The 25,702-nt window shown below is 60.5% G+C and carries 25 protein-coding genes and 1 pseudogene; 14 read left to right on the top strand and 12 right to left on the bottom strand.

Annotated features, from left to right (window positions below):
• Nucleotides 1-76: 76 nt before the first annotated feature.
• Complete coding sequence (locus V1279_RS23510; RefSeq protein ID WP_334440657.1) at nucleotides 77-1,393, top strand: adenylate/guanylate cyclase domain-containing protein; 1,317 nt, start codon at nucleotides 77-79, stop codon at nucleotides 1,391-1,393.
• A gap of 199 nt (nucleotides 1,394-1,592) precedes the next feature.
• Here V1279_RS23510 and V1279_RS23505 read toward each other — a convergent pair whose 3' ends face one another.
• The 6 genes and pseudogenes from V1279_RS23505 to V1279_RS23480 all read right to left on the bottom strand — a co-directional run bounded on the left by V1279_RS23505 (nucleotide 1,593) and on the right by V1279_RS23480 (nucleotide 6,767).
• The gene (locus V1279_RS23505) at nucleotides 1,593-2,090 is read right to left on the bottom strand and encodes a hypothetical protein (protein WP_334440654.1); all 498 of its coding nucleotides are present in this window, start codon (nucleotides 2,088-2,090) and stop codon (nucleotides 1,593-1,595) included.
• A gap of 21 nt (nucleotides 2,091-2,111) precedes the next feature.
• On the bottom strand, nucleotides 2,112-2,255 hold the full coding sequence (locus tag V1279_RS23500) for a hypothetical protein (RefSeq protein WP_334440651.1): 144 nt from the start codon (nucleotides 2,253-2,255) through the stop codon (nucleotides 2,112-2,114).
• Between the two features lie 770 nt (nucleotides 2,256-3,025).
• A pseudogene (locus V1279_RS23495) lies at nucleotides 3,026-4,232 on the bottom strand (IS91 family transposase).
• Nucleotides 4,233-4,245: 13 nt separating this feature from the next.
• A complete protein-coding gene (locus tag V1279_RS23490; RefSeq protein ID WP_334440649.1) occupies nucleotides 4,246-5,121 on the bottom strand; it encodes a tyrosine-type recombinase/integrase in 876 nt (291 codons plus the stop codon).
• Nucleotides 5,122-6,123: 1,002 nt separating this feature from the next.
• On the bottom strand, nucleotides 6,124-6,369 hold the full coding sequence (locus V1279_RS23485) for a DUF2934 domain-containing protein (protein ID WP_334440646.1): 246 nt from the start codon (nucleotides 6,367-6,369) through the stop codon (nucleotides 6,124-6,126).
• A 137-nt stretch (nucleotides 6,370-6,506) separates the two neighbouring features.
• Nucleotides 6,507-6,767 (bottom strand): hypothetical protein, encoded by a 261-nt coding sequence (locus V1279_RS23480; protein WP_334440644.1) that lies wholly within the window; start codon nucleotides 6,765-6,767, stop codon nucleotides 6,507-6,509.
• A 151-nt stretch (nucleotides 6,768-6,918) separates the two neighbouring features.
• Between V1279_RS23480 and V1279_RS23475 the strand changes: the two genes are divergently transcribed.
• The 4 genes from V1279_RS23475 to V1279_RS23460 all read left to right on the top strand — a co-directional run bounded on the left by V1279_RS23475 (nucleotide 6,919) and on the right by V1279_RS23460 (nucleotide 9,216).
• Nucleotides 6,919-7,194 carry a hypothetical protein gene (locus V1279_RS23475; protein WP_275186094.1) on the top strand — a complete coding sequence of 92 codons (276 nt, stop codon included), beginning with the start codon at nucleotides 6,919-6,921 and terminating at the stop codon, nucleotides 7,192-7,194.
• A gap of 661 nt (nucleotides 7,195-7,855) precedes the next feature.
• Complete coding sequence (locus tag V1279_RS23470; protein WP_334440637.1) at nucleotides 7,856-8,086, top strand: hypothetical protein; 231 nt, start codon at nucleotides 7,856-7,858, stop codon at nucleotides 8,084-8,086.
• A gap of 673 nt (nucleotides 8,087-8,759) precedes the next feature.
• The gene (locus V1279_RS23465) at nucleotides 8,760-9,002 is read left to right on the top strand and encodes a hypothetical protein (RefSeq protein WP_334440634.1); all 243 of its coding nucleotides are present in this window, start codon (nucleotides 8,760-8,762) and stop codon (nucleotides 9,000-9,002) included.
• Entirely contained in the window at nucleotides 8,986-9,216 is a 231-nt protein-coding gene (locus V1279_RS23460) for a hypothetical protein (protein ID WP_057852316.1), read from the top strand. The genes V1279_RS23465 and V1279_RS23460 overlap by 17 nt, the downstream gene beginning before the upstream one ends.
• 47 nt (nucleotides 9,217-9,263) lie before the next feature.
• Here V1279_RS23460 and V1279_RS23455 read toward each other — a convergent pair whose 3' ends face one another.
• The 4 genes from V1279_RS23455 to V1279_RS23440 form a co-directional block, all read right to left on the bottom strand.
• The gene (locus V1279_RS23455) at nucleotides 9,264-9,494 is read right to left on the bottom strand and encodes a hypothetical protein (protein WP_057852315.1); all 231 of its coding nucleotides are present in this window, start codon (nucleotides 9,492-9,494) and stop codon (nucleotides 9,264-9,266) included.
• A complete protein-coding gene (locus V1279_RS23450; RefSeq protein WP_057852314.1) occupies nucleotides 9,491-9,685 on the bottom strand; it encodes a hypothetical protein in 195 nt (64 codons plus the stop codon). Before V1279_RS23450 ends, V1279_RS23455 begins: the two co-directional genes overlap by 4 nt.
• A 1,027-nt stretch (nucleotides 9,686-10,712) precedes the next feature.
• A complete protein-coding gene (locus V1279_RS23445; protein ID WP_334440630.1) occupies nucleotides 10,713-11,048 on the bottom strand; it encodes a putative quinol monooxygenase in 336 nt (111 codons plus the stop codon).
• A gap of 186 nt (nucleotides 11,049-11,234) precedes the next feature.
• Nucleotides 11,235-11,495: an ATP dependent DNA ligase gene (locus V1279_RS23440; RefSeq protein WP_334446545.1), complete on the bottom strand. Its 261-nt coding sequence runs from the start codon at nucleotides 11,493-11,495 to the stop codon at nucleotides 11,235-11,237.
• A 598-nt stretch (nucleotides 11,496-12,093) separates the two neighbouring features.
• On the opposite strand from V1279_RS23440, the gene V1279_RS23435 reads away from it, so the two are divergent.
• From V1279_RS23435 to V1279_RS23410, 6 genes are all read left to right on the top strand, one after another.
• Nucleotides 12,094-12,600: a response regulator gene (locus V1279_RS23435; protein ID WP_334440628.1), complete on the top strand. Its 507-nt coding sequence runs from the start codon at nucleotides 12,094-12,096 to the stop codon at nucleotides 12,598-12,600.
• Between the two features lie 438 nt (nucleotides 12,601-13,038).
• A complete protein-coding gene (locus tag V1279_RS23430) occupies nucleotides 13,039-13,284 on the top strand; it encodes a DUF6894 family protein (protein ID WP_334440626.1) in 246 nt (81 codons plus the stop codon).
• A gap of 345 nt (nucleotides 13,285-13,629) precedes the next feature.
• Complete coding sequence (locus tag V1279_RS23425; protein ID WP_334440624.1) at nucleotides 13,630-14,661, top strand: IS110 family transposase; 1,032 nt, start codon at nucleotides 13,630-13,632, stop codon at nucleotides 14,659-14,661.
• A gap of 490 nt (nucleotides 14,662-15,151) precedes the next feature.
• The gene (locus V1279_RS23420; RefSeq protein WP_334440623.1) at nucleotides 15,152-16,993 is read left to right on the top strand and encodes a tetratricopeptide repeat protein; all 1,842 of its coding nucleotides are present in this window, start codon (nucleotides 15,152-15,154) and stop codon (nucleotides 16,991-16,993) included.
• Nucleotides 16,994-17,218: 225 nt separating this feature from the next.
• Complete coding sequence (locus V1279_RS23415; RefSeq protein ID WP_334440622.1) at nucleotides 17,219-19,003, top strand: adenylate/guanylate cyclase domain-containing protein; 1,785 nt, start codon at nucleotides 17,219-17,221, stop codon at nucleotides 19,001-19,003.
• Nucleotides 19,004-19,168: 165 nt separating this feature from the next.
• Entirely contained in the window at nucleotides 19,169-20,803 is a 1,635-nt protein-coding gene (locus tag V1279_RS23410) for an outer membrane protein assembly factor BamB family protein (protein WP_334440620.1), read from the top strand.
• Nucleotides 20,804-21,257: 454 nt separating this feature from the next.
• Here V1279_RS23410 and V1279_RS23405 read toward each other — a convergent pair whose 3' ends face one another.
• Nucleotides 21,258-21,767, bottom strand: coding sequence for a cupin domain-containing protein (locus V1279_RS23405; protein WP_334440618.1), 510 nt, complete (start codon nucleotides 21,765-21,767; stop codon nucleotides 21,258-21,260).
• A 55-nt stretch (nucleotides 21,768-21,822) separates the two neighbouring features.
• The gene (locus tag V1279_RS23400; protein WP_334440616.1) at nucleotides 21,823-22,698 is read right to left on the bottom strand and encodes an SDR family NAD(P)-dependent oxidoreductase; all 876 of its coding nucleotides are present in this window, start codon (nucleotides 22,696-22,698) and stop codon (nucleotides 21,823-21,825) included.
• A 103-nt stretch (nucleotides 22,699-22,801) separates the two neighbouring features.
• Here V1279_RS23400 and V1279_RS23395 point away from each other — a divergent pair, with 103 nt between their 5' ends.
• From V1279_RS23395 to V1279_RS23385, 3 genes are all read left to right on the top strand, one after another.
• The gene (locus tag V1279_RS23395; protein ID WP_334440614.1) at nucleotides 22,802-24,025 is read left to right on the top strand and encodes a Rieske 2Fe-2S domain-containing protein; all 1,224 of its coding nucleotides are present in this window, start codon (nucleotides 22,802-22,804) and stop codon (nucleotides 24,023-24,025) included.
• A 63-nt stretch (nucleotides 24,026-24,088) separates the two neighbouring features.
• Entirely contained in the window at nucleotides 24,089-24,451 is a 363-nt protein-coding gene (locus V1279_RS23390) for a Rieske (2Fe-2S) protein (protein ID WP_334440613.1), read from the top strand.
• Nucleotides 24,448-25,686, top strand: coding sequence for an NAD(P)/FAD-dependent oxidoreductase (locus V1279_RS23385; RefSeq protein ID WP_334440612.1), 1,239 nt, complete (start codon nucleotides 24,448-24,450; stop codon nucleotides 25,684-25,686). The genes V1279_RS23390 and V1279_RS23385 overlap by 4 nt, the downstream gene beginning before the upstream one ends.
• Nucleotides 25,687-25,702 lie beyond the last annotated feature (16 nt).

The raw sequence follows: 25,702 nt of genomic DNA, 5'->3' as shown, positions 1-25,702 counted from the left end.
TTAGGCCAAGCGCAGTGTGGTAACTGCGTCGGAAAGTGGTAAGTTCGAAGGCCTCTCGCCTCGCACGGAGGTCCTGATGCTGGTTCCGGACACTCTATACGCCAAGAGCGGTCACGTTCGCATCGCTTATCAGGTCGTGGGGGACGGACCCTTCGATCTCGTGTTTGTTCCTGGCTTTATTTCCAACCTCGATCTGGCATGGGAAGATCCGGTCCGGGCTCAGGTCTGGACCCGCCTCGCTGCCTTCTCGCGCCTTATCTTGTTTGACAAGCGGGGTACCGGACTATCCGACCGAATAGGGGGGGTGCCAACACTTGAAGAGCGAATGGACGATGTGCGCGCAGTGATGGATGCAGTTGGCTCGCGCCAGGCGGGTCTTTTCGGCGCCTCGGAGGGCGGCGCGATGTCAATGCTGTTTGCAGCCACTTATCCGGACCGCACCCGGGCGTTGGCCTTGTATGGTGCCTTTAGCCACTTCCTCTCGTGGGTTATGCCCCCAGATCAACTTGAGGCATTTCTTGAAAGTTTGGAGAAAAACTGGGGGACGGGTCAAAGCCTTGCTCTGTTTGCCCCTAGTCTGCTCTCTGACGACGCGTGCAAGCGACGCTACGCACGCTTCGAACGACTCAGTGCGAGCCCGTCGTCGGCCACTGCACTCATTCGCATGAATAGTGAAATCGACATTCGCCCAATCCTTCCGTCAATCCAAGTGCCCACGCTTATTGTGCATCGAGAAGGAGATGCTAATGTTAACGTTGAAGCGGGGCGGTTCTTGGCTAATCAAATCCCAAACGCGAAATACGTCGAGTTGCCTGGAAATGATCATTTGCTGTGGGTCGGCAACACGGAACGGGTGGTGGACGAGGTCGAGGAGTTCTTGACGGGGTCGCGGCATACACCAGAGCCCGACCGTGTGCTTGCCACCGTTCTGTTTACCGACATCGTAGGCTCGACAAAGAGAGCGGAAGCAATTGGGGATAGGGCCTGGCATGACTTACTCGATCGACACAATGAGATCGTACGGCGAGAGATTCTACACCATCGCGGGCGCGAGGTGAAAACGACCGGAGATGGGTTTCTCATCACGTTTGATGGTCCGGCGCGATCAATCAGGTGTTCGCTGGCCATAAGCGAGGCCGTTGAGGACCTTGGCTTGCAGGTGAGGGCCGGACTTCACACGGGCGAAGTCGAAATGACGGACAATGACCTAAGCGGTATTGCAGTCCACATCGCATCGCGCATTGCGGCGATGGCACAGCCTGGACAGGTTCTCGTATCGAGCACCGTCCGTGACCTTGTCGCAGGATCAAACATTCGCTTTCGCGATGAAGGTAGCCACCGCCTGAAAGGCCTGGAAGAAAGCGTCAGGCTGTTTGCTGCGGGACACCGATAGTTAGCTCGTAAGCTTGGTGGTCGGGGACCTGTCTCCGACGAACTGATCTGTTGCGCTCAATAAAGCGAAGAGTCCGCTCATGGTACTTTGCGACCTGCCGACCGGTTCTGAAATTGTCCGCTTATCGGGGTAGATCGGAAGTGATCGGCGCATGGCCAAACCGACGCTTTTGACCCAAATCGGACATTAGCATCAGTAGTTATTCGCCGGGCTGGCGGCGCCACCTAACAAGCGCGAAGGCCCAAAACGCTTGGACGACTAAGAGGAACGGCCACAGGTACCAAAACCAAAGCCACGCAACGTTCGGCATGCCGTTTTTGAAGCCAAGTGCGGGCATGACCCTCAGCTCAACGTCTTCTCCTTCGAGCGGTCGTTCGGCGGCGACGACTTCGATATTGACGACATTCACACCGCGGTGAAGCACAAGTCCGCTCCTGGTTGGCGGCCACTGCCACACACCTGGCGAGATTGATACACCAGGCGTTAGGTCCCGAACCGCCGATGATGGCGGAGAGGCAACACTGTTAGGCATCGCCTCATAGGTGATGGGCGTTGCGTTCGGCATGAATGCAGCGATGCGAACGGCACTGCCCGGATTGATGAGCTTCAGAAGCCCCGTCTTAGTCCAATCCTCGCGGAAGCTGTGATTGCCCAGTTCGGGCCTGGGTTTATCGCCAACCTTGAATTCCAGTCGCATCCGCAGCACGTCTTCGGCGAGTCAAAAGATGTGCAGTTGCGTCGAGTAGCCTGGCTCAAGCCTGACGCTGATCACGTCGGTCTGGCTCGCCACGGAGCCGGCCGAAACGTACAGCAGCAAGAGCACGGTCGCGGTGGACCATGTGAACCAGGATTTCCATGTCATGTCGGCTTAAATTATCCAGAATCGACCTATCCCGCGAGCTGGGAGAGCATACTAGGTTAATGGCGTACTATCTAAGGATGCGAATGCCGGAATGTCCGCTTATGGCAGATACTGTTGCAAAAGTCTTTTTGGGGTGACGAACGAAAATTCTTAGAGCTGTCGATGCATTTTACGAGCCGCGACGTTAGGGACCACATCGTTTCATCAAAAATCGATCACGGATCTCCGTAATGGCGCTGAAAAGCGACGCAGCAGCGGAGAGGTCCAAATATCAACTTTCGCGAGATTTTTAGGGTTGTGCGATTTTCGACTTTTGCAACAGTATCGGCACTTTTCGGACCTGACAGGTCTGGCTGACGATGCCTGTTGTTGAGGGCAAAGCGGACTTCCCAGTTGCGCACTCAGACTTCTGAGTTTGTGAAGGTTTTCGGATGCCGGCCCCATGAAGATTGCGCCGCGGGCACGGGGCCGGCGTCCGCAAACCTCCAAGGGAGGAAACCGCGGGATGTCGGGCGAGGTGGCGCGTCAGTCGCTATGGGGATTTCGTCGCTGGCGGTGTGTTGCCGAGGAGCGTTGACTACCTCTGTAGGGAGCGGTCGAAGCGGTGGCGAACTCGGTCGGTCGATTGCAATCGTCGGAACTGGGGTCGCGCAGCGGAGATTGATCGACGAGTCGGTTGCCGCGGGCGTCGCAACGGCGAGCATGGTCATGGCCGATCGAGAGTCGGCGAGGCAGAGGCGCAATGGAATGCCGTGGCGAACCGGTTCTGGTCACGATGTGTCGATCCTGATTACCGCCGGCCGGTAAGCGCGGCGAGGCGCCGCGATGGAATGTCTCGATGATGACCATGCGGCCGCCGCAGCAAGGGCACGGGTGCGAGAGCGGTTTGGGCTCATCGGTCTCGGCGCAGCTATTATCTTCGACCTCGGGCTGTGCCGCAGGCACGTCGAGCAATCGGCGCGCTTGAGCGATATTGCCGGCGCGGGTACCGCTGGCGAGCAGTCCGTAGTGACGGATGCGGTGGAAGCCGTGCGGCAGGACGTGGATCAGGAAGCGACGGATGAACTCGCTGGTGGCCAGTGTCATGACATTGTGGCGATCACGACCTTCGGCACGATAGTCCTTCCATCGGAAGGCGACGCTGTCGCGGTCGCAGGCGATCAGCCGGCTGTTGGCGATGGCGACACGGTGGGTATAGCGGGACAGATAGGCCAACACGGCCTGTGGCCCACCGAACGGGCGCTTGGCATAGACCACCCATTCGGCTCGGCGTAGCGGTGCCAGACACGCCGCGAACGCCTGCGGGTCGGCGAGGGCTGCGTGATCGCCGAAGAACTTCAGGAGGCCGGCCTGGTGTGCGGCAAGGAGCCTCTCCAGGAACAGCCGTCGGAACAGGCGGGAGAGCACGCGCACGGGGAGGAAGAATCCGGGCCGGCAGGACACCCAGCGCTTGCCGTCAGGCGAGATGCCGCCGCCTGGGACGATCATGTGAACATGCGGGTGGTGAGTCATCGCTGAGCCCCAGGTGTGCAGCACGGAGGTGATGCCGATCCTGGCACCCAAATGCTCCGGATCGGCAGCGATCGTCAGCATGGTCTCGGCCGAGACCTTGAACAAGAGATCGTAGATCACCGCCTTGTTCTGGTAGGCAATGTCGGCGATCGGCGCCGGCAGCGTGAACACCACGTGATAGTACGGCACCGGCAACAGATCGGCTTCACGCGCGGCGAGCCATTGCTTCGCGGCGGCGCCCTGGCACTTCGGGCAGTGCCGGTTGCGGCAGGAGTTGTAGGCAATCGTCGTATAGGCGCAGTCCTCGCAGCGCGTAACATGGCCGCCGAGAGCTGCCGTGCGGCAGTTCTCGATTGCCGACATCACCTTCAACTGCTCGAGGCTGACATGGCCGGCATTGGCTCTGCGCCATGCCGGTCCACGGTCGCGGAAGATATCCGCGACCTCCAAAGCCGGGCGCGACATAAGCGCCTCAGCGTCAGCCGGGCGGCCGGATCTCCTTGAGCTTGAGCGCGATGTGCTCCAGCGGGCTCATGACCTCGCTGATCGTCTTGGTGGCGACGCGGGTATAGAGCGCCGTGGTGTCGAGCTTGGCGTGACCGAGCAGCACCTGGATGACGCGGACATCGATGTTCTGCTCGAGCAGGTGGGTGGCAAAGCTGTGCCGCAAGGTGTGCAGCGAGACGCGCTTGTTGATCTCCGCCATCTGGGCGGCGGCGTGGCAGGCGCGATTGAGCTGGCGCGTGGTCATCGGCTGCGCCGGATCGCGGCCTGGAAATAGCCAACCCCGGGGCCGCGCCGTCCGCCACCAGGTGCGCAACAGATTGAGCAGGTGTGGGGAGAGCATGACGTTACGGTCCTTGCCGCCTTTGCCCTGCTCGACGCGGATGATCATGCGTTTGCTGTCGATGTCGGCGACCTTGAGCGAGACCACCTCGGCGGCGCGCAGACCGGCGCCATAGGCCACGCTCAGCGCCGCCTTGTACTTCAGCCCCGGCGCCGCATCGAGCAGCCGCGCCACCTCTTCGACGCTGAGCACCACCGGCAGCTTGCGCGGCTCGTGAATGACATGGGTATGCTCGACGATCTCGTGGCGCTTGAGCGTGACCTTAAAGAAGAACCGCAGCGTCGATACGGTCTGGTTGATGGTCGGCACGCCAACGCCGCTCGCCGCCAGATGGAGCTGGTAGCGGCGCACGTCCTCGAAGCTCGCCGTATCCGGCGATCGCCCGAGGAACGCAGCGAAGTTCTTGACCCGTTGCACGTAGTCATGTTGGGTCTTCGGCGCTAACTTGCGGATCGTCATGTCTTCGATCATGCGCCGCCGCAATGGGCTCATGGCCTCGTCGGTCATGGGGATGCTCCTGTCTTGAGTGAGGTTGTCGAAACCCCTCGATCTCAAGACAGGACGCCCCGTTGCGCTATCCTGTTGGCTGCCCTGCCTGCTGCGGCGCCCTATCGCGCGAGCGGTTTAGTCCTTTGACACTAAGCAGACGTCACTGACCCGGCGCGACGCTCAGGTGAAATGTCGCCACTAGGATGCGCCAGCTTTCGGCAAAGCGAATGACGTTGTGCGACTGCCGCCACTGCCATGCCAAGCTTCCATCAGGCCGAAGATTTTTTCATGTCACGGTCGGGAGAGCACTGCACTCGCCTATGGAAGCGACCTCTAAATCGTGCTTGGCCTCCTGTTCGCCTAGATTGGAGCCCATCATTGGATTTTCCGTAGATCATCTGGCTCGCGATGAAGTCGTCTAAGCCCCGGGAATGGACCGAACTAGAGGTTAAGACCCTGATCTCCATGAGCGGGCAGCGGCATAGCGCGGCAGAAATATCGAAATCCCTTGGACGCTACGTTGGTTCGGTGAAAACGAAAGCGCGGGAGCTTGGATTAGTAGCTGTCAAAAAGCGATCAAAGTCCAACCGGTGGGGCGCGTACTGATGACCATTGGAGATGGAAGAGGCGCGCTCCCGCGTTGAATTGGCTATCATCCAGTCAGATCACCGAGCGCAGGCCGCAACCCGCGTTGCCTCCGAAGGCAATCGAATGACGTCACCCAGGCCCTGGCGGGCGGCGGCAGCGCCACGATCGCCGCGGTGGTACTGCCGAGTCGCTCACTCTCGGCGCATCATCGCTTCCTTAGCCAACGGCTTGTCCTCGTCGAACTTCACCCAGGCGCTGCGCGATCTTGGAACGGGCGGCAGTTGATGAGCGCTCCCACGAAACGGCCGCGGAAGCGCCGGTACTTCTCCTGAAAATCGGCCTCGATTCGTTTTGACGAACAGGAGCGGGGCTACCCGCTCCGCTGATGACGGAGTCGTCGTTACGGGTCCGCGTGACGATGCTCGCATGGAACTATGCGGCGCGGGTTTTGTTTTTTCCCGATCGGGCGACCTTTGCCTTTTTAGTGGATTTCGTCGCAACCAATCCCGTGTCGGTGGGCGCTGCGGCGGCAGCGTTGCTGCCTGAGCCTTCAACGGATGTCGTGAGAATTTCGCGTTGAGCATTGAGCCAATAGATGTCTGCCTGGCCCTCGGGTTCACCATCGGCGATCCAGAGGTGGTAGGCACGTTCGCGAATGGCCTCTTCCAGATTTGGCATGGGATTCTTCTTTCATGATGCGCCCAGCCCCGGCAGGCAAAGTCTCGCTCCGTAGGATTAACGAAATGTTAACCGCATGTGTCGGTTGGATTGCCTGTCGGATTGCGATCAGCCGGTCTCTTTGAAGCGCGTCAAGATCACAGCGGCGGGTGAGGGACGAGCCTGCTGCCGCCCGGCAGCGCGATCGGCTCGTGGAACTTACGGCCCCAGCCTGATGAACGCTCTGGCATCTCCTCGTCCCGGGGGTATCCAACCCGAGGCGCAAGGGTTGCGTTGGCAATCAGGTTGGCGTCTATTTCCTCAGACCGGGCGAAAAGAAGAAAAAATCCTAAGAGGGCGTGCGCATGTTTCGCGCCGCCAAAATGGGCGCCAACGGAGCGGCGGCCGACGTCGATCATCTCAAAAGCTGCGCCAATGTGCCTCCAGCCCGGCACGGAGCCAAAACCATTCCAGTCGCTGGTTGGGATTTGAGAGCAACAGACAATAGGTGGAGAAGGTCGCCTGAACAGGTAGGATGATGCACTGAACTGCCTGCGATTCGGAGGGGCCATGACCAAGCCGCGGCCAAGAACCGGTAACCTCTTAGCGATGCGTGCAGAGACCGGAGAGAAAGTCGATAAAATTCCAGCCGCGCGTTTCCCGGTTCAACACGAAATCCAGCAACTGCAAAAGGAATTGAGCGATTTTAACGAGCGAATCATAGAATTGGAAAATGAAGGCCATCGCGGCCATGCGATGGAAGTGTTGAAGGCAAAGGCAATAGACTTTGCACGGCAGATCGATGAACTTCGCTGCTTGCTAGTCGAACCGCTTCCGAAAGATTAGGACCTGCAATCAGCAGATCATGCTGGGCACCGGCATCTTCCACGAACGCCGATACGTCATGTATTCACGCCGGCGAAGCTGAGGATCAGCAAGAGATTGCTATTCGAGAATCCGGGGCGGATTTTTTCATACGTGTCCCACGTAAAGCAAAACCCCCGTCGGTCTGGGTAAGACGGCAGGGGTTCTTGCGGGTGGATGGTGCGGGGCTAGGGGAGGTTGCTCCTACGTGTCGCGCCACGGACCTACTCGACGAGCAAACGTCTTACATCAGGTTCCCACAAGGCGATTTTCTGAGCAGTTGGTCTGAACTGCATACTCGAAGGCAGCTCCTTCAGGATCGTTTTCCTCGAACTATTCTGGGCCGCGTCCTGGCTCGAAAGACCTTCAGGTGATCGCGGTCACCAACCTGCTTGGCGTTTTCGACGTAGATCCAGACGGTCATGATTGGTCCCTCTTGAGCTTCCGCTTCCCCCAATGGGTATCCTTGCGCTCGGGATTGAACACCCTCTCGACATGACGGTTCAGCGCCTTCATGACCCCGATCCGCGCCATCATCGCCAGAACGCCCGCGTATCAAGAGCCGCCTTACATCCGGTTTGGAATGCCCCGCGCCGGGCCAGAACTTTAGGAATATGATGCGTGACCATTGGGAGGTTTACGCATGGCAAAAGAACCGCACCAAAAGACCAACGCCGAACTCGCGCAGGATTTGTCCACACGGCCTGACAGTCTCATCCACCTCACCGCAAAGGCCGAAATGGCACGAAGAGCCGCCGTACAGGATCAGTGGCGGAGCTGGATCATGTTCGCTTCCGTGGTGATCGCAGCGCTCGCGGCCGCCGCTTCGGCCTGCTCGGCTTACTTCGCCTATCCCAGTTCGCTCCATAAGTGAGAACGTCAGAACGCCCCGCGCGAAAAGGTGGTGCATAGGCGCCTGTCTTCACTCCACCTCATACTGGAACGCCACGCCTTCCGGGTCATTCTCCTGAAGCCATGTCTCGGCGGCTTTCTCGCTCGCAAAGATCTTTAGGTGTTCCTTGTCGCCGACCTGCTTACTGGTCTGTTGATATCGATGGGGCGCCAAGAAGCTACAAAGCCCGGCCGCCCGTGAAGTCCGGTAGTGCCTCAGTTTGAAATTTAGAACTTGCCTTCCCGTCTGAACTGGGCGGCCAAATCAGTATCAAGCTTTTCAATCCGCGCTATCGTCACTTCCCGTTGCCACAATTATCTGCTCATTCGTCCCCATTCACTCACCGCGCGACGAATGAGTAGATAATCCAGATTACGACGAGAGCCGCTAGAACAAGTATCCAATTGGGAACTTGACTACCCGCTATCGATGTCTTCCGGCTAAACCATTCCATGGCCTTCCTCCCAGATAGACCGCCTCACTTGGGCGACCTCCCACGCTTCCAACACCCCAACGATATCACCGATTTCCCAAAGCCGCTTGGTAACATTCGCGGCCATCGCTGAAAGAGCCCACTACCGCATTTGACCCTCCCTTGGAAGCTTACCGCTAAGCATTACCTATAGCTGGGCTTATCGCAATGCAGGAGGTGGAAATGGGTCAAAGCAGGGTATTGCACAGCTACGTGTCGAGCCAGCGCGATTCTTGGTGGTATTTGGTACAAGACGACAATGGCGCGCTGTTCATCGATTATGAGAATGACGTCTCCCCTGAGGACGGCAGGACGCGCACACCTATCAACGAGTTTATTGCCAAGGATAGAAACGGTGCGGTGGGAAAAGCCATCCAGTTGCTAATCGACCGCATGTTCGAGGATAGAGATGCCAAGGGGTCCTAAGGGCGAGAAGCGGCCAGCCGCCGCCATCGGCAACGCCATCATGATCGCCAAGATCGCCACCGGCGAGATCGAGGACATCACCACCGAGGACGGCAAGAACGCGGCCGCCGTGGCGCTGGGGCGCATGGGCGGCAAGGCGCGGGCCGCGGGCATGTCGGCGAAGAAGCGGAAAGAGATCGCCAAGAAGGCTGCGGAAAAACGCTGGGGAAAGTAAAAGAGTCTGCTTGCAAGTAAGCAGAGGCGCCCCGGAAGGGGATGGTGTCATTTTCCCTTCGCCTTGGAGCCTTTGGTTTTCGCGGGCGGGGGCCCCGCAGCCTCCCTGGCGAGCCGCTCTGCCTTCAGACGCTCACGGTTGTTAGTGAAGGCCTTCTGCGCGATCTCGTGCTCAGTCATTGCCTTCTTGGCATCGACTTGGCGAAATGCCTTACGCGCATCGCGCTCGGCTTTGGTGGTCGGCTTTGGTGGTTGAAGCCCGCCCGGCGGCTTTGTCATTTCTTCGCCTTCAGCCCGATCTCGACTGCCTCTCGCGCCAGCCTTTCTGCTCTAAGGCGTTTGTGGTTTGCATGGAATTCTGGCTCGGCTTGGCTGTCCGATATCGTCTGCCTCGACGAAAGCGGGTGGAGAGCCCGTCGCTCGAGCTCGTCCGCAACCTGTTGCTCGGCAGACCGCTTCGGCTTGATCATTTGCTTTTTCCCTTCGCCCGAGTTCGACCAGGCGGCCGATGGCTTCTTAACGCAAATCAGCGGGTCGGCTGGCTGGTACTTCCGGTTTTCGGCCTCGCAGCCTCCTTCGCGCGCTCGGCCTGCCAAGCATCATATTCCGGCGTCCCACGTCGCGGAGGCGCGTCCGGCGGCAATCCGCCGATCCAATGCGGCATGTCGGCGATATGGGGCCCGCTCGCACAGGCCGAGACCAATGAGCAGAGTGCGCACAGCGTCAAAAAAGTCCGGAGCACGGTCGGAAATCCTTAAGTGCGCCGCAGACGTCGTTTCTCCGCTCCAATCGAGCACGTTTCCCCGGGGTGGGGAATTGTTTTTTAAGCAAATCAGGTGCAGCATGTCCGTGGGCCTAAGAACCCGAAACCAGTGCTGCCCCGTGTCATCCCTGATTTGCTCGCCGCCTTCGGGCGTCCTGTGACCATGGATCACGGCTGTCTCGGCCTTTTGGCCGGGGGGCGCCGCCATGTCCAAGGCCGCAAGGCCCAAAACCGTCGCGCCTGTCTCACTGGCAGGTTCTTAGCCCCCGGCTGCCGCGGCTGATCCGCGACACAGGCCCTAAGAAGCCAAACCAGTGAGCAACCCCCATGACCATCGAAAGACCCATGTTTCCGCCCGTCGACCAAGCGCGGCGCCACTTCCTGACCGTTGTTGCCTCCGGCACCGTTGCCATGATCCCTACCGCCGTGTCGGCGACCGCGCCTGCGGTCGACCCGATCTACGCCGCGATCGACGCGCACCGGCAGGCTGTCGCCGCACATGATGCGGTTACGGATGTTCGTGCTGCCTTCAACGACGTCAACATGAACGACGAACAGAAGGCGCAACTCGCCGTCCTTGAGGCCGCGGGGGCCGATGCCTGGGACCAGTTGGATGACGCTGGCTGCGATCTGGTGAATTCCAAGCCCACTACACTCGCCGGTGTAGCGGCCCTCTGCAGATACGTTGAGCCGCTTCTCAACGAGAAGGACACGGTCAACTTGCCGGAGGTGAATCAGACATTATTCCTCGGGCACCCCAGCCATGCGCATGCCGTCAAACCTCCGCCCACGTCCTGCAAGGTACTGAGGCTAACCTGCAGGTCGGTCGTGTCCTGCTTGGCCTGCTGCATGGACAGGCCCTTCCAGTGCATCCCAAATGCTTCCGGGCTGGCATAGACCTCGTACAGCATGATCGTGTCGGCTTCCTTCTGCGGCACGAGGATTTCGAACTTCAAGGTGCCGGGTTCGGTCGCCAAGCAACGCTGAGCGTGAGCCTTTAGGTGTTTCAGGTATTCGTTCCGCTTGCCCGGGGTGGTCTTGATGGTTGCCACGATTGCTAGTTTGGCCATATGTTCATCCCCTTCTCGCTAGGCGATGCGCCGACTTATGTAGTGTGCGCTCAAAGCGGACGTCAGCCAATGCCAGAGGTTCTTACGTCTCGAAAACGACGAGCCGGGCCGCCAAATAAAATACCGCGGCTGCGGCGCATGCCCCGCCTATCGTAGCGGCTGTGCGTCTAATTGTCCGGCCCCAGTTCATAGATCGTCCCTTAGGCCCTTGAAGAACGGATGCCGCACCGTGCCTTCTGCGGACTTCGCCCGGTACTCGATTTCGGCCAACAACTCCGGCTCCACCCAGATGCCCTTGTGTGCAATCCTCTTTGCGTAGGGCTGTGTCTTGCGGATCAGCGGCGTCAGTCGTTTGCGCAGATCGGCAGCGGATGCCTTGTCGAAGCCGTGATCGACCTTACCCGCATAGATCAGGTCGTTGCCCTTGCGGCGGGCGAGATAGATGATCCCCGAATGCCGCTGCGAGCCGCTCCTTAAGGGATTGTTACTGGTTGTTTGTCAGCATACCGCCATTGCAGATAGAGCGCGACGAGCGACAGCGAATTCCGAAATGCTTTAACCCGACCAGCGTCTCTCATAGGAGGCCCACTTTGCTCAGGGGCTTCGTGATTGCAGCCTTGGTGCTGCTTGGTGCATCGCAGCTAGATCAGTATCTCACCCATGGTCGGTATACCGACGCGGCCATGTCGATGCTGCGACAGATCAGGCACTCGTTTGGCGTTTGAGGGTGGACGCCGTTTGCAAAAGGGCGCTTCCCCCGCGCGTTGCATCGTAGCCGTTCCCGAATTGGCAATGAGATCGATTTTGCCGCTGCCTGACGCCTCCCGCGTTCGGAACCGCAACCTTTTTTTGCCTAGGTGAATTTAGTTCATGGGTCTCGGGGCTTCGCAAACCTGCGAGGCGAGCCATGTTCCTACGGCCAATTGATGCTCTTCTTGCCGTTGTCACTCTAGGAACCGCAGTCCTGATCGAGATCGCTGCGTTCATCGTCATAGGACTGATCTAGGGCGCACTGGCTCGCAACGCGGGGCACGCAATCGTTAGCGTGCCCGTTTTGTTCAACATTTCTATGGAACCAAAGGGGCTGGCGCTGGTAACCCCGTGTCAAGCGATCCCTCCAGCACCCGAGCGAAACGTGTCCAAGCCCCTAATCCTCGTCATCGAGGACGAGTATCCGGTGCAAGACATTGTCGAAGATGCGCTAACCGAAGGCGGTTTTGAAACCGATATTCTCTCCTCAGCGGAAGAAGCCCTCACCTTGTTCAAGAGCGGGAACAAGAACTACAAGGCGCTCATCACCGACGTTAACTTGAAGGGCAGATTGAGCGGTTGGGAGGTGGCGAGACAGATCAGGGAAAAAGACCCTGCCTTTCCGGTGGTCTACATGACGGGCGCGGCTGCGGACGATTGGGCGTCGCAAGGCGTCCCCAACAGCATCCTGCTGCAAAAGCCGTTTGCGCCCGCGCAGCTTGTCACCGCCGTTTCCCAGCTTCTAAATAGCGCAAGCCAAAATCAAAGCATGGCCCCACCCTCGGCTTCCGAGGCCAAATGAGCAAGGCCCGCTGCGTGCACGGTCCCGCCTCGGGTAGTGGGGCTGGGGGCTTTGGGACGGAACCGTGCCAGGCCGCTCGGGGTTGGCGACCCGATCTGATAACGCGGCGCTGTTAGCTGTCGTTCCTGCGCGACGCAAATGCGCGCGAGGCCCGGATGAGGGTATCCGGGCCTCTGGCAAAAACCTCAACAGCACCCCTCCGTGCCGCTCGGTCGATGCTCGAATCAACGCTAGAGCATAGACCGACGGGCGCGTATTGATCTGGGGCAAGCCACGGCCCGCGTTGATGTATGCGGACATCGCGCGCCGCGCGGCGGGGACCTTAGCGCCGCGCGCCGATGTCCGTGGTTCTCACAAATTTGGCAGGCTTGTCGGCGGCCAGACAGACGAACCGGACGACATTGATTAGTCTTTTGCCTGATCAATGTGAGGCTCGCCATGGGGCGATTTTATTTTCACCTCCGTGCGGGCGACGAACTAACATCCGATGACGAAGGAATGGATTTACCGGATCTTTCTGCGGCTAAGCGCGAGGCTATGCTAACTGCCCGTGAACTTTTGGTCGAAGCAATCAAGAGCGGTAAGCAAACGGTTCCGGAGGCTTTCGTTATCGCAGATGATGAAGGTCGAGCGCTCGACACCATATCGCTCGCAGCGGTTCTGCCCGCGCCGTTCAACAAGTAAGGGCGTTCAGCGCCCTTTCGGGATATCTCGCTCACAGTATGCGGGAAATTCGCGCTCGGCCTTCGGCAATTTGATGATGTACTGCGCGGCGTCGCGGAACGTGACCAGCGGCTTCCGACCCGGCACCATGATTGGATCGAAGAACCGCTGATCCCGGAATCACAGCTCGCATCCCATTGCGTGGACAACCTCGGTGCGAACCATGTCCGAGATTTGCCAATAACCGGACATGTGGCGGATATTTCAAAATCGACGCGAATGATGTGGTGGACGACGCCCGCTCCCGGCATCGAATGTGCCAAAGGGTGATTGTTCAACAACGAATCACCGGAGGGGGTCGTCCACATGCAGGTTAGCACCATCGGCGTTGATCTCGCCAAGAACGTGTTCCAAGTGCACGGCGTGGATAGTGCGGGCAAGGTCGTCATCAATCGTCAGTTGCGGCGCAAGCAGGTCATCGACTTCTTTAGCAAGCTTCCCCCTTGCCTGGTCGGCATGGAAGCCTGCGGAACCGCTCATCATTGGGCGCGTGAAGTCTCCAAGCTCGGTCACACCGTGCGTCTGATGCCGCCGAGTTACGTGAAGGGCTATGTCAAACGGTCGAAAAACGATGCTGCCGACGCAGCCGCCATCTGTGAGGCCGTGACACGCCCATCAATGCGGTTCGTGCCGATCAAGTCGGCCGATCAGCAAGCCTTGCTGATGTTGCATCGAACGCGGGATCTTTTAATCCGTCAGCGCACGCAGCTGATCAATGCGCTCCGAGCCCACCTTGCCGAGTTCGGCCTCGTTGCGGAGATGGGGCGCGAAGGTCTCGCGCAGCTTGCCGCGATCATCACGGACGAAAGTAACCGCGAAGCTCTTCCATCTGCGATGAAACAGGCGCTGCAGGCCATTGTAGATCAACTCGCTGCTCTGGAATTGCAAATCGGGACTCTGGATCGCGCCATTCACGCCCATCATCGTGCCAATGACATGAGCTGCCGCCTCGAGACCGTGCCCGGGATTGGCGTGATCGGGGCCACGGCCATTGCTTCTACTGTCACAGACCCGAGTGACTTCAAATCCGGTCGGGATTTTGCGGCATGGATCGGACTTGTGCCGCGGCAGCACTCGACGGGGGGCAAGGAGCGGCTCGGCGGCATCTCCAAGCAAGGAGATCGCTATCTCCGACGGTTGCTCGTCATCGGTGCAACAGCCGTTGTTCGACACGCCCGGCAGCAGCCGCAAAAGCATCCCTGGGTCATGAGGCTGCTGGCCAAGAAGCCGGCCAAGCTCGTTGCCGTTGCCGTTGCCAACAAGATGGCGCGCATCGCCTGGGCGATCATGGCCAAGGGAGGATACTATCGAGCGCCGGAGCTTGCTGCAGCCGCCTGAAGAGGCTTGGCAACGGGAGCCTGAGGCGACGGCGGAGCAAGACAACCGAATTGCGAGGGTGATGATGGCGTGATGCGAAACGGTCGAGCCGTCGATTGGGACAACCCGCTTCTGGGTCATGGGCGTCAAAGCCCGTGCGAATGATTGGGACCCGATCCGCGGACTACATCAGGGCCAGCGGTCATGGTGCCGCGCAAACAGGCCGGACACATGACTTGCACCCGACCGCAAGCCGAACGTCAGATTCTTCTTGCAACGCGGGCGTCGTCCACACATGACCCGAAGCGGACAAGAGCAGCACCGTTGACCCAACGCGGCGGGCCTTCCGCCGACGCTAACGTGTCGCAGCCACAGACATTGCAGTCGCCTTGCGGAAAGGACGGATACGTCTCAAAATTCGTTTCAGGGGTCTCTTTGGATCCGGTTCCGGCGACCCGTTGAAGTCCCGCATCCGGCAGATTTTTTCCCTCCGTCTGATTTGGAGCCCACTATGGCGACATTCACGCGATCGCGAAGCCTGCTGGTTTCCGCAAGTCTTGCCGCACTCGGCGGCACGGCACTGGCGGCGCTGCTGGCCGGGACCGGTTTTATTCTCGCGGACGCACGCGCAACCGCCGTGGATGTATCGCTGCCGCTCGCCGACGCCGATATTCCGATCTGCGGCACGCCGACGGCAACCGCCCGGCCGAACATGATGTTTCGCCTGGTGCAGACGGAAGTGCCGCGCGCCGAGATGAGCGCAGCCAGCCCCGCGCCGGCATTCGCGGACACCGAGCCGCCGCTGTGGACCGGCATCGGCTCCATCACATGGAAGGTCACGACCGCGAACGAGCGCGCGCAGGCCTATTTCGATCAGGGCCTGCGTCTCGCCTACGCCTTCAATCACGATGAGGCGCGACGCGCGTTTCGCATGGCGCAAAAACTCGACCCTGACTGCGCCATGTGTTTCTGGGGCGAGGCGCTGGTGCTCGGTCCCAACATCAATCTCCCGATGCCGGAGGACGCGGTCGCGCCAGCCTATGCCGCCGCGCAGAAGGCTAAGGCGCTGGCCGGGAAAGCGAGCCCGCGCGAGCAGGCGCTGATCGGCGCCATCGCGGTGCGCTACGGCAGCGATCCCAAGGCCGCCCGCGCACCACTCGACGCTGCCTACGCGGCCGAGATGGCGAAGGCAGCAAAACAGTTTGCCGACGACGACGAGATTGCCACGCTCTATGCCGAGGCGGTGATGGATCTCAGCCCCTGGGACTACTGGAAGCCGGGCGGCCGCGACGCCAAGCCGCAAAGCGTGCCGATCGTGCCGACGCTGGAGCGCGTGCTGACGCGTAATCCCAATCATGCCGGCGCTATTCACCTTTATATTCATGCCGTCGAGGCGTCGGACCGGCCCAAGCGCGCCGAGCCCTATGCCGACAAGTTGCGCGGCACGATTCCCGGCGCCGGCCATCTCGTGCACATGCCGAGCCACATCTATTATCGGGTCGGCCGCTATCTCGACGCGCTGGAAGACAACAAGACCGCGGTCAAGGTCGATGAAAAATACCTGACCGAGACCAACGCGCCGATGGGCGTCTACCGGCTCGGCTATTATCCGCACAACGTGCACTTCGTGATGGCGTCGGCGCAGATGGCCGGCGACGGCCCGACCGTGATTGCGGCTGCGGAGAAGCTCGGCCAGCTCATTCCCAGCGAGGCTGCCAAGGGCATTGCGATGGTGCAGCCGGTCAAGGCGGCGCCTTACTTCGCGCACGCGCAGTTCAGCACGCCCGAGACCATTTTGGCGCTGCCGGATCCCGGCGATGCGATTCCTTATGTCAAGGCGATGTGGCTCTACGTGCGCGGCGTCGCGCTGGTGGCGAACCGTGACTTCGCGGGCGCTACTGCCGCAGCGAGCGCCATCGAGACGATCGAGCGCACCGCGGACTTCAAGCTGCTGAAGGATTCAGGCGTCCCGGCGCAGGAGGTGCTCCGCATCGCGCGCACGGTGATCCTCGCACGCGTAGCTCAGGCCAAGGGCGACTATCGCACCGCCATCATCCGGTTCGAACGGGCGGCGGCATTGCAGGACACGTTGGCCTACACCGAGCCGCCCTATTGGTATTATCCGATCCGGCAATCGCTTGCCGCCGCCCTGCTGCAGGCCGGCCGTTACGCCGAGGCGGAGCGGCAATTCCAGCGCGCGCTCAGCCGGGCGCCCGCCAATGGCTGGTCGTATTACGGGCTGGCGGAACTGCATAAGTCACGCGGTGATGGCTCCGCAGCCCGCAAGGCCGAGGCCGACCTTGCCAGAACCTGGATCGGCGACCGCAAGCTGTTGCAGATTTCAAATCTTTGAAGCGCGCGCCTGACTCGTGCCGATGAGGTGATCGAATGAGGTCGCGGACTTCCGTTCCTGGCACTTTTCGGCCTGACAGGCCGGACTGACCAGGTCAGTTGATAGGAGCAAAGGGACCTCGCGATTACGCAGGTCCACTTCCAAAGATGACCCCGGCCGCGATAGACTTGGTTCGCGGGCGGCTGTAGTCTCATTGGCCGAAATCCCTGCAAGGGACCGGCCACCATGGGTGCGGAGCATATCCGGCGAAGGCTTGCCGCGATCCTCGCTGCCGACGTGGTTGGATATTCCCGACTGATCGAGGCAGATGAGGAAGAGACGCATGCGCGTCTCAAATCGCTCCAGGCTGAGCTGGTCGGACCTCGGGTCGAAGCTGACGGCGGGCGCATCGTCAAGACCACAGGAGACGGAATTCTGATCGAGTTTCCTAGCGCCGTAGATGCGGTGCGCAGTGCGCTCGCAATTCAATCGGAACTCGCAGAGCGCAATGCGCCCCTTCCAAAGCACCGCCGCATTATCTTCCGGATCGGCATTACGGTGGGCGATGTCATCGTCGAGGGCGACGACATTCACGGGGAAGGCGTTAACATTGCCGCGCGACTCGAAGGATTGTGCGAGCCGGGAGAGGTCTACGTCTCCAGTACCATTCACGACCAGGTCGTAGGCAAACTGCCGGCGGGTTTCGATGACCTTGGCATGCGGACAGTAAAGAACATGGCGCGGCCTATCCACGTCTATCGCGCCCGTTCACCACATGACGCGCCCGGGAGCCACGCCGCTGCCGGCGGCTCCCCTCCAATTCCCGACAAGCCGTCTATCGCGGTGCTGCCACTTAACAGTATCAGCGGCGATCCCGCGCAGGACTATTTTTCCGACGGGATCACCGAGGACATTATCATTGAGTTGTCGCGGTTCCGATCGTTATTCGTGGTCGCCCCCCACTCGTCGTTCTCCCTGCACGGCAAGACGGTCGATGTTACCGAAGTCGGCCGCCGGCTCGGTGTCCGATACGCGGTCGAAGGCAGCGTTCGCAAGGCCGGCAAACGGGTGCGGGTAACGATCCAGCTCCTCGACGCGGCGAGTGGCAATCACCTTTGGGCCGAGCGCTGGGACTGCGAACTTGAGGATATTTTCGTTGTCCAGGATGAGATCACCCGGACGATTGTCTCGACGCTGGCGGGCCGGTTGGAGGACGCCGGCCGCGATCTCGCCAAGCGCAAGCAAACCTCGAATTTTACCGCGTACGATTTTGTCTTGCTGGGGAACGAGCGGTGGCGGCGCTTGACGCAGAACGACCTTGCGGAGGCGCGCGGTTATTTCCGGAGCGCCGTGGCGCTTGACCCACAGTACGCCCGCGCCCACGCGAACATCGCTTGGACCGCTGTCTGCGACGTATTCCTTGAGTCAGCCGACGCGAACTCGCTGGACGAGGCGTTGCGACATATAGAGACGGCTCTCGACATTGACGACAGCGACGCTTGGTCTCACGGCGTCTACGCGCAATTGCTGTTCCTGCTCAGGAGGGACGATGAGGCCGAAATTCACTTCAAGCGCGCTCTCGCGCTCAACCCCAACGACGCCGATGTCGCCGCTGTTTTCGCCAATATTCTCGTCTACTGGGGACGGTGGCGAGAGGCGGTCACATCAATCGACGCGGCCAAGCGTCTCAACCCGTTCCCGCCCAATCTCTACCATTGGTACCACGCGCTTGCCCTCTATTCGGGCCGCGAATACGAGCAAGCGGTCAAAGCACTCAAGGAGATGCGGGCCCTTGATCGCTGGTCGCACGGCCTCCTCGCCGCCTGCTATGCGCAGATGGGCCGGCTCGATGAAGCACGGTTCGAAGTGGATGCATTCGTGAGCGAACGGCAGCGCGAATTGAAGGATCGTGGCGAACCGCTATCTCGGAACCGCCTCGACCTTGCGCTGGCGCGAGCCGACAGGTACAGAAATCCGTCGGATCGCGAACACTTTCTCGAAGGTTTGCGCAAGGCGGGTTTGACAGGCTGATCGCAGCGCGTCTCAATCGAGAACTTCAATCGGTATCTCTCGGCCGTCTTGATTCGCGTTTGAGCGCTGCGGCGTCTGCTCCACCCAAAGCGGACATTCGACCTCTTGGATGTCTCGCTTAAAGGTTCTACGCTGTACTTGTGATACACAGCAGGGGCACGGACGATGCGCCGGCGAGACATCATTGCAATAGTTACTGGCATCGCAGCTTTGCCGCTCGCGGCACACGCGCAGCAGCAAACCCCGCCGGCCTCAACCGATATCTCCAAGTGCGCGCACAATCTGGACGGGTTTCCCCGGCGGCTCGACGGACCGCGATGGAACGGCTGGGGCGTAGACATCAACAACAGCCGGTTTCAGCCAGCAGCGATGGCCGGAATGACGCCGGAACAGGTGCCCCGGTTGCAACTGAAATGGGCGTTCGGATTTCCCGGCGCATCTGCGGCCAATGCCCAGCCGACCATTGTTGGCGGTCTGCTGTTTGTGGGAGGTGGCGATCGCAAGGTCTACGCGCTTGATGCAAGGAGCGGATGCATCCGCTGGACGTTCGCAACAGAGGCGATGGTCCGAACGGCGATCAGCGTAGGTCCGATCTCCGGCACGGATCAGTTTGCGGTGTTCTTTGGCGACGTGCGCGCCAGTGCCTACGCCGTGAATGCGACGACGGGCGCATTGATGTGGAAGACCAAGGTCGAGGATCATCCGGCTGCCCGGATCGTTGGCGCGCCGACGCTATATTCCGGCGTGCTGTATGTGCCGGTCTCATCATTCGAGGAAGCGACTGGATCTAAAGCCAGCTACCAATGCTGCACCTTTCGCGGCAGCGTCGTAGCGCTGGATAGCAGGACCGGCCGGCAGGTGTGGAAGGCCTACACGATCCCTGAGGCGCCGCGCCCGACAAAGCAGAATGTCATCGGGACGCAGCTGTATGGTCCGGCCGGTGCCGCCATCTGGTCAGCGCCGACCATCGATGTCCAGCGTCACGCGGTCTACGTCGCAACTGGAAACAGCTATTCGAATCCGCCAGCAGAAACGAGCGATGCAATTCTTGCGTTTGACCTTGCGACGGGCCGGATGCTCTGGCATCGGCAGGTCACGGCCAAGGACAGCTATGTCGTGGGTTGTTTAGGTGCGGACCAGTCCAATTGTCCGGAAGACCATGGTCCGGACAGCGACTTTGGCCAATCACCCATCCTGGTGAGTTTACGCAACGGACAGCGTGTGTTGGTCGTCGGGCAGAAATCCGGGGTGGTCCATGCGCTAGATCCTGACCAGGAGGGCAAAATCTTGTGGCAAACGCCGGTCGGTAAGGGTGGTCCGCTGGGAGGCATCATGTGGGGCTCCGCCGCGGATCAGGAGCGCGTGTATGTCGCCAACTCCGACCTGCGGTTTCTTCCTGACGGCACTATGAGTCTTGATCCCACTGCCGGCGGCGGTCTGTTCGCGCTGGATCTTGCCACCGGGAAAGTCTCAATGCAGGTACCGCCGGTCCCGTGTGGTGACCGGAGCCAATGCAGCCCCGCTCTTTCCGCAGCTGTCACCGCAATTCCCGGCGTTATTTTTTCGGGTGAGGTCAGCGGCTATCTACGTGCCTTTGCCACTGCCGACGCCAGGCTGCTTTGGGAAGTCGACACGGCGCGCGATTACGCGACGGTGAACGGCGTTTCGGCACACGGCGGTGCCATGGACGGACCCGGCCCAACGATCGTGGACGGGATGCTCTACGTGGCTTCGGGCTACGCCCAATGGAGTGGTCTGCCCGGCAACGTCCTGTTGGCCTTCGAAGTCAGGAATCCCTGATAAGGCGGTGAGTTGGCGTCGGCGATGGCGTTGATGCCAAGTCAATGTCGCCTCTTGGCGCGAAGCGGACATTGACCAAAACAGGCGGAATTGCAGTGCCGTCGGTCAGCAGTGTTTTCAAAGCCACAGTTTGCGGACGTCGATCATGCGCGACGTTGCCAGGACCGTAATTTCGAAATGATCTGTATGTATGGCCGGAGCAACGCTTCCTCGTCAGCCACCCGAGGTAGGAGCCGTATGCGTGAATTGCGCACGTACGGATCTGGGCGGGGGGCGCTCAGCAATGGGCGTCCCTACCGCGACAAACGGAAATTCGGTCAGAGGGTTAGATGGCCGCGTGTGCACAACGTGAGCACCGAGAGATCAATATAAGAATCCACTTGCAGCAAATTTGAGAGGGGCAGTTCTGGAGCGACGAGCGTCGATATGTCCCTTTTCCGGTTGTTTTTATCCGCTATCGGTCGAGTAGGGTCGTCAATTCCGCCCCCTCGTCAGCGACGAACACGGCAATCAGCTCGGCCGGCTCCGTGTTGCTTGAATTGGCGGAAACAAGATGCGTCGCGCCAGGTGGTTCAAAGAACGATTGCCCGACCTCGAATGTCTCCAGCACGCCGCCTTTGAGCTGCGAGCGGACCCGGCCCTTGGTGATGTAGGCCGTGACCGAGCCACCATGGCGGTGCGGCGGAGTAAAGCCGCCCGGTCCGTAAGCGACGCGCACCACCGTTACCCTCTTGCCGGGTACATTCGGCAAGGCGTGCGAAGCGATCACTTCGACTTTATTGAGCGATGAGCCCGACGCATTGTCGGCGCACAGCGGAGCGGGAGCTGCCGATATCGCGTCCATCGCTACCGGCAGCGTTCTCGCGATCGCCGCCGCGCAGGTGAAACCCGTAACGATGGCCAGCGTCAGCCGGCGCCAGTTTCGCTCCGCGAGCGGTAATGTCATTCCCGATGCAACGGTCATTGGCATCTCCCGTTTGACCCCAAGGATTCCAAAAGGGGATTGTTTTCAAAGATCGTCAGCTGGCGACGGCTGGCTTGAACACCGAGAGGGGGGCAGGATCGCGGCTCGGCGGGGGAGGGATTTTCCCGTTGATATCGGTGAAGCCGTATTCCGCTGCCAGTTCCGAGGCGAGCAGGATCTGGCCGGTCTTGGCGATAACATCGGGATCGGCAGCCAGCGCTGCAATTGCGCGCCCGACGAAGACCGGTGTCTCGCCTCTCTCCGCGATCAGCTTGGCGAGCGCCGCTGGCACGCGATCGGGCTGTGCCGCAAGCTTCTCGCTCCTGATATATCCAGGCCAGATCGAGACTGCAGAAATGCCAAAGGGCTTCAGCTCATGAGCCATGTCGCGGGCCATCCGGTCGACGCCCGATTTCTGCACGCCGAACGGAACGTTGAATGTGTATCGGACGCCGCCGCCCGACGACGTATTGACGATCAACCCGCGTTTTTGCGGCAGCATCAGCGGGACAGCGAACTGGCTGGCGACGAAGTGTGAACGCAGGCCGACGCGATGCAGGGTGTCCCACAGCGAGGTCGGGACCTGCCAGAAGGGAACGTTGACCGGCATGACGTTCGGCGCCGCAAACACGTTATTCACCAGGACGTCGAGGCGACCGTAGTCACGCTGGATCAGGTCGAAGGCGTCCTTCACCGAACCGTCGTCGGAATGATCGCACAGGAGGCCGACGCCCTTGCCGCCGGCGTTGTCGATTGCCGCAATCGTCTCGTCGAGAGAGCCGGGCCATTCCGACCCGCCGCTGCTGCGCGTGCGTGCCGTCACGATCACGGTCGCCCCGGCTTCGGCCAGGCCGATGGCTGCTCCCTTACCGACCCCGCGGCTTCCACCAGTCACCAGCGCAACACAATCCTTGAGGCGTCCCTTGGTCATATGACCTCCCCATGTTCCTTCTCAGGAAGATGCATTGACAAAAATCTTCCTGGGAAGATAATAGGCGAAGATAACCAAACGCGTCAACCAGGGATGTCTCGCTATGGTCACGAGGGAAGAGAATGAATTGCTGTGCCGCGTCACGGGTGACGCTCCGATGGGACGAATGCTGCGCCAGCATTATTGGCTGCCGGCCGCCCTCTCGGTGCGGGTGCGCAAGGGTGAAGCGCCCGTTCGAGTCAAACTTTTCGGTCGCAATTTCGTGGCGTTCAGGGGCAAGGACGGAACGGTCGGCTTCCTCGACGAAGCGTGCCCGCACAGGGGCGCTTCGCTTGCGCTTGCGCGCGTCGACGATTGCTCGCTGACCTGCCTGTTCCACGGCTGGAAGATCAGTGCCGGCGGCGACGTGCTGGAGGTTCCCAACGAGCCGAACAATCCCAAAGAATTCGCAAAGACGGTCAAAGTAAAATCCTATCCGACGCGGGAAGGAGCTGGGCTGATCTGGGTCTGGCTCGGCGAAGGAACGGCGCCCGCAGCGCCCGACTTCGAATGGATGGATCTGCCACCGGATCAGGTTTACGCGGCCGGCATCGAGCTTAACGCGAACTGGCTTCAGGGCGTCGAAGCGACCATCGATTCCTCGCATGTCGCTCTGTTGCACCAGAGCTGGACCGCGAGCTCGGCAACGGACTTTGGGGCGACACGGCTCAATACGGAAGTCAGCTACGAGTTCGAGAAGAAGCCGTACGGCTTCCGTGCCGCTGCTCTTCGATCCGCGCCCGATGGATCATGCCTCGCCCGCGTCACGGAGTTCGTGATGCCCTATTACGGGTTGATCGCACCGATCTATTCCGGGCCGCAGCAGGATCGCACCGCGATCATCGCAGTGCCGATCGACGATGAGAATCTGATTCAGTGGTACATCTTCTACAATCCCGAAAAGCCGGTGGATTCCTGGCGTAAGGTGCAGCGGGCCAATCAGTGGCCGATGGCCGGCGGCCTCCCGGGTGATCAAACCAACAATTGGGGGCAGAATCGCCAGATCATGGATGCCGGCAACAGCACCGGCTTCCACGAGATCGTCATCGAGGATTTCGTGGTGATGGTCAGCATGGGCCCGATCGCCGACCGTTCGCAGGAATATCTGTGTTCGGCGGACCAGGCGATCGTCAGGGTGCGCCGCCAATTGCTTGAGGAAGTGCGCGGCTTCATGAACGGCAAGCCGCCGAAAAGCGGCCAGAGCGACAGCATGTCCTACAAGGATATCCGCGCGGTCGGCGGCCGGCTGGCGTCCGCCTCCGAGGAGTGGCGACAGATTCCCCGCTAATTGGATCGGAAGCGTCGGGCGCGGACGTCTTGTCCGCGTCCATTCCCCGGCTCAGGAGACATCATGGCCATGACTTGGAAGCATCTGTGCGCCGCATCGAGACTGTCCGAAGGGGAGCCGTTGGGCTTCAAGGTCGGCGACCAGCGCGTCGCGCTCTACAAGGTCGGCGACGATATCTTCGCAACGGACGACGTCTGCTCGCATGCGTTCGCGCTACTTTCCAGCGGGTTTCTCGAAGGACATGTCGTCGAATGTCCGCTGCATGGTGCGATGTTCGATGTCCGCGATGGCAGGTGCCGGTCGGGGACCTACAGGGATATCAAGGCATTCAAGGTCGAGAGCCGCGATGGCAAGATCTATGTGCATCTCGACGATGACGTTGCGAATGAGAATACCCCCGACCACGCGCTGGATGCCGAATCGTGAGCGGGCTTGTCATCATCGGAGCATCCTATGCCGGTGTTCAGGCGGCGCTCAGTGCCCGCGAAGCCGTCTATGACGAACCGGTGACCGTCGTCGCCGATGAACATTCACTCCCATATCAGCGGCCGCCGCTATCGAAAGACTTCCTGCTCGACGAGACCAGCGAGCACAACCTGATCCTGCGCGACGACGCCTTCTTCGCGAGCAAGCGAATCGATCTGCTGCTGGGCCGTCGCGTGATCGAGATTGACCGGACAGCCAGGCAAGTGGCGCTGGCGGACGGGGGCCGGCTGGATTTCGACAAGCTCGTTATTGCCACCGGGTCGCGGGCGCGGCGGATATCGATCCCTGGAGCCGAGCCCGACGGAGTTTGCTATCTTCGATCGGTCGCCGATGCCATCGATCTCAAGGCGCGACTGGGGCAGGCGAACGAGATCGTCATCGTCGGTGGCGGGTTCATTGGACTTGAGGTCGCGTCCTCGGCGGCAAAGCTCGGCAAGAACGTCACGGTGATTGAGGCCGCGTCCCGGCTGCTCGAGCGGGCCGTCTCGCCAATTGTCTCGCGTTTCCTGCTCGATGCCCATGCACAGGCGGGCGTCGATGTGAGGCTCGGCGACATTGTCATCGCGATGACCGGTGATGCCGGACGAATTGCCGGGGTCGATCTTGGCAGCGGTGTGCGCCTCCGCGCGGATCTCGTGGTCGTAGGCATTGGCGGAATCGCGAACGACGAACTCGCCAGCGCGGCCGGGCTGAAATGCTCCAATGGAATCGTCGTGGATCAGCATGGCCGCACCGGAGCCTCCGACATCTACGCCGCCGGCGACTGCGCAAGCCATTACAGTCGGTTCGCGGAAGGCTGGATCAGGCTGGAATCAGTCCAGCACGCCCAGGACCAGGCCAGGGCGGTGGGGCTCGCGATCGCTGATAAACATGAGCCTTACGACAGTGTCCCGCGGTTCTGGTCGGATCAGTACGACCTCAAGCTTCAGATCGTCGGGCACTCCGGGCGCAGCGACCAGATGGTCACCCGTGGCTCGATCGAGGAGAGCAGCTATTCTGTGTTCCATTACAGGCAGGGGAGATTGGTCGCAGTCGATAGCATCAACAGGCCCGGTGACCAGATGGCGGCGCGGCGCCTCATCGCGGCGGGCATTTCGCCGACGCCGGGGCAGGCGGCAGACAGCTCGTTCGATATCAAATCGCTCCTGAAGGCGATCGATAAGGCCGTCGCGTAGTCTCGCGGGGGCGCGT

It is taken from the genome of Bradyrhizobium sp. AZCC 1610 (genome assembly GCF_036924515.1).
Lineage (GTDB): Bacteria > Pseudomonadota > Alphaproteobacteria > Rhizobiales > Xanthobacteraceae > Bradyrhizobium.
Note: the sequence above shows the minus strand (reverse complement) of the source record. Positions and strands in the feature narration are given on the sequence as shown.